Genomic DNA, 4,174 nt, shown 5'->3' on the forward strand with positions numbered 1-4,174 from the left:
AGCAGGCCGCCGCCTGGTGCCTGCGCGAGGCGGGGCTCTCCCCCGAGGACATCGACGCCGTCGCCTACTCGTACGATCCGTCGCTGGTCGTGCAGCGGCCGGAGGGCGACTGGGAGGACCTGCGCACGAAGTACGCGGTACGCGCCCCGGCGTTCCTGGCCACGGCGCTGCCCGCGCTGGATCCCGGCCAGGTCACCTACGTCCCGCACCACGTGGCGCACGCCGCGTCGGCGGGGCTGGCCTCGCCCTGGCGCGACTGCGCGGTGCTGGTGTGCGACGGGCGCGGCGAGAACGTCTCACATCTGGCGGGCCGCTACCGGGACGGCGAGCTGGAGGTGCTGGCCGCGCAGGAGCTGCCGCACTCGCTCGGCCTGATGTACGAGGACGTGACCGAGCACCTGGGTTTCCTGCGCTCCAGCGACGAGTACAAGGTCATGGCGCTGGCCTCGTACGGCCGCCCGCGGCACCTGGAGGCGCTGCGCGAAGTGATCTACACGACCGCGGACGGCGGGTTCCGCGTCCAGCCGGTCGACTGGAACGGCTACGCCAAGGCGCTGCGCAAGGGCGCTGCCTGGACTTCCGACCACGCCGATCTGGCCGCCAGCGTGCAGGCCCGGCTTGAGGAGGTGCTGCTGGAGCTGGTGCGCTGGCTGCACGAGCGCACCGGCGAACGGCGGCTCGCGCTCGCCGGCGGCGTGGCGCTGAACTGCGTGGCCAACACACGGCTGCTGGACGAGGGGCCGTTCGACGAGGTGTGGGTGCAACCGGCGGCGGGCGACTCGGGCACCGCGCTGGGCGGAGCGCTCCACCTCGCGCAGGTCTACGGCGAGCCGGCCGGGCCCATGCCGGGCGCGGCGCTCGGGCGCGGCTTCACCGACGAGGAGCTGGGCGCCTGGCTGGACGTGGCCCGCGTGCCGCACACCCGCCCCGCCGACCTGGGCGCCGCGGTGGCCGCCGAGCTGGCCGCCGACAAGATCGTGGCCTGGTTCCAGGGACGGTCGGAGTACGGGCCGCGGGCGCTCGGGCATCGGTCGCTGCTGGCCCATCCCGGGCACGCGCGCAACACCGAGCGGCTGAACGACGTCAAAGGGCGCGAGCAGTTCAGGCCCATCGCACCGATGGTGCTGGAGTCGCGGGCCGCGGAGATCTTCGGGCGCGGGCCGGTGCCCTCGCCGTACATGCTGTTCGTCCACGACGTGCATCCCGACTGGGCGCCGCGCATCCCCGCGGTGGTGCACGTGGACGGGACCGCGCGCATCCAGACCGTCTCGCCCGGCGCGCAGCCGCTGATGGCGCGGGTGCTGAGCGAGTTCGAGGCGCGTACGGGGCTGCCCGTGGTGGTCAACACGAGCCTCAACACGGCCGGGCGGCCCATGGTCGACGATCCCCGTGACGCGCTGGAGTGCTTCGGGTCCTCGCCGGTGGACGTGCTCGCCCTGGGGCCGTACCTGGTGCGGCGCGGGGAGGTGTTCGGCTCGTGATCACCGTGGTGATCCCCACCGTCGGACGGCCCACGCTGCGTGCCACGCTGGCGGGTGTCGGCTCCGGCGTCCCGGTGATCGTGGTGGACGACACGCGCGCGTCCGGCCTCTCCGTGCCCGATCACGTAGAACCTGATCATGTACGGGTCGTACGGTCCGGCGGCCGCGGGCCCGCGGCGGCGCGCAACGCCGGATGGCGGGCCGCGGAGACGCCGTGGGTCGTGTTCCTGGACGACGACGTGGTCCCGTCGCCCGGGTGGGCCGAGGCGGTCTGGAAGGACCTGGTCGACCTGCCCGAGGACGTGGCGGGCAGTCAGGGGCGCATCGAGGTGCCGCTGCCGGCCGACCGGCGGCCCACCGACGCGGAGCGGAACACCGCCGGGCTCGCCGACGCGCTGTGGGTGACCGCGGACATGGCCTACCGGCGGACGGTGCTGGAGTCGGTAGGCGGGTTCGACGAACGTTTCCCCCGGGCGTACCGGGAGGACGCCGACCTGGCGCTGCGGGTGTCGCGGGCGGGGCACCGGCTCGTCAAGGGCGCTCGGGTGACGGCGCACCCGGTGCGTGAGGACGGGTTCTGGGCGAGCGTGCGCTTCCAGCGGGGCAACGCGGACGACGCGCTCATGCGCCGCCTGCACGGGCCGGGCTGGCGCACGGCCATCGGCGGCGGGCGTGGCCGCCTGCGCGTCCACGCGGCCACCACGGCGGCCGCGCTCGCGGCACTGACCCTGGCTGCGGCCGCACTCCGCAAACGAGCCGATGGGTGGCCGAGCCGGCGAGCCGGTGCGCGCCTCATGGGGCGGGCCCCGGAAGCGGGGGTGCGGGTGGTGCCGGTGCTGGCCGGGCTGGCGGGTGCCGCGTGGGCCGCGATGACCGCCGAGTTCGCGTGCCGGCGCATCGCGCCGGGCCCGCGTACCCCCCGGGAAGTGTGGCGGATGGTCGTCACCAGCGTCGTGATCCCGCCGGTCGCCTGCGTGCACCGGCTGCGGGGGGAATGGAGGGCTCGGCGATGAGCGGTCGTATGTCTGCAACGCTGTGCGGTCCGAGGCGGTGCATGACGGCGGGCGCCGCCGAAGCCGCACGCGAGCCCGGCACGTCGGCGGTCGCCCAGCCGGAGCGGCGCCGGGATGGAGAGGACCGGGGCCGGGTGCTGGTGGCGCGGCTGGACGACGCGGGCGACGTGCTGCTGGCCGGACCGGCCGTCAGGGCCGTGCGCACGCTGGCCCGCGAGATCGTCTTCCTGGCCGGCCCGAACGGCAGGCAGGCCGCCGAGCTGCTGCCCGGCGTGGACCAGGTCATCGAGTGGCGGGCCCCGTGGATCGACCACACCCCGCCGCCCGTCAGCAAAGGCCAGGTCGCCGACCTGGTGGCCAAGATCACAGACGTGGACGAGGCGGTGCTCCTCACCTCGTTCCATCAGTCGGCGCTCCCGCTGGCGCTCCTGCTCAGGTTGGCGGGCGTCCGCAGGATCACCGCCATCAGCAACGACTACCCCGGCTCGCTCCTGGACGTCCGGCACGTCGTGGACGAGAGCATCGACGTGCCGGAGGCCGAGCGGATGCTGGCGGTCGCCAGGGCGGCGGGGTTCGAACTGCCGAAGGGCGATGACGGCAAACTCGCTGTTCAGCGGCCATTGCCGGATATAGGCAAAGAAATAGGGCACCTGCTAGGCGTCGGCGCCGATGCCGGCAAAGGAAAAGGCACGTATGTCGTGGTGCACCCGGGGACATCGGCCCCCGCACGGACCTGGCCGGCCGACCGGCATCGGCAGACCGTGAGGGAGCTGGTCGAGGACGGACACCGGGTCTTCGTGACCGGCACAGAACGTGACCTCACAGCCTACGTGGCCGGCGACCTCGCGGCCGACCTCGGAGGCGTGACCACTTTTGCCCAACTGGCCGCCGTGATCGAGCGTGCCGGCGTCCTCGTGGCGGGCAACACCGGCCCCGCGCACTTGGCCGCGGCGGTCGGGACGCCGGTCGTGAGCCTGTTCGCCCCCGTCGTTCCCGCGGCGCGGTGGGCCCCGTACGGGGTGCCCACGGTGCTGCTCGGCGACCAAGACGCGCCCTGCCGCGGAAGCAGAGCGCGTACCTGCCCGGTACCCGGACACCCGTGCCTGTCCCACGTGACAAGTGAGCAGGTGGTCAAGGCAGTGAGGGAGCTGACTCAGTGAAGGTCGATCTCATCTCCGAGCACGCGGATCCGCTGGCAGCGATCGGCGGCGTCGACGCCGGCGGCCAGAACGTCCACGTCGCCGCGCTGGCGCTCGCGCTGGCCGAACGCGGGCACACGATCGTCGTCCACACCCGGCGCTCATCCGAGCGGCAACCCGAGTCGGTGACCATGGCGCCGGGCGTCACGGTCGAGTACGTCAAGGCCGGCCCCCCGGCCCCCGTCCCCAAAGACGAGCTGCCCCCGTACATGGCGGAGTTCACCGAGCGCCTGGCCGACCGGTGGGCCGCGAACCCGCCGGACGTCGCGCACGCGCACTTCTGGATGAGCGGGCAGGCCGCGCTGCAGGCGGCCGAAGGGGTGCCGGTGGTGCAGACATTCCACGCGCTCGGCACGGTCAAGCGGCGCTGGCAGGGCGACGCCGACACCAGCCCCCAGCACCGGATCGCCACCGAGCGCGAGATCGGCAAGCGCGCCGACGCCGTGCTGGCCACCTGCGGCGACGAGGAGAACGAACTGCG

The 4,174-nt window shown here is 73.9% G+C and carries 4 protein-coding genes; all 4 read left to right on the top strand.

All coding sequences use genetic code 11. The features are described from left to right. Positions 1-1,481 (top strand): carbamoyltransferase C-terminal domain-containing protein (locus AB0J09_RS57995; protein ID WP_360711646.1); only part of this gene is annotated, 1,481 nt, incomplete at its 5' end. Next, positions 1,478-2,494 (top strand): glycosyltransferase, encoded by a 1,017-nt coding sequence (locus AB0J09_RS58000; RefSeq protein WP_360711649.1) that lies wholly within the window; start codon positions 1,478-1,480, stop codon positions 2,492-2,494. The genes AB0J09_RS57995 and AB0J09_RS58000, both read left to right, overlap by 4 nt. 41 nt (positions 2,495-2,535) lie before the next feature. Next, positions 2,536-3,654 carry a glycosyltransferase family 9 protein gene (locus tag AB0J09_RS58005; protein ID WP_360711651.1) on the top strand — a complete coding sequence of 373 codons (1,119 nt, stop codon included), beginning with the start codon at positions 2,536-2,538 and terminating at the stop codon, positions 3,652-3,654. Then, the coding region (locus AB0J09_RS58010) for a glycosyltransferase (RefSeq protein ID WP_360711654.1) at positions 3,651-4,174 on the top strand (524 nt) is incomplete at its 3' end. The genes AB0J09_RS58005 and AB0J09_RS58010, both read left to right, overlap by 4 nt.

This window comes from Nonomuraea sp. NPDC049784 (assembly GCF_040659615.1).
Classification (GTDB): Bacteria; Actinomycetota; Actinomycetes; order Streptosporangiales; family Streptosporangiaceae; genus Nonomuraea.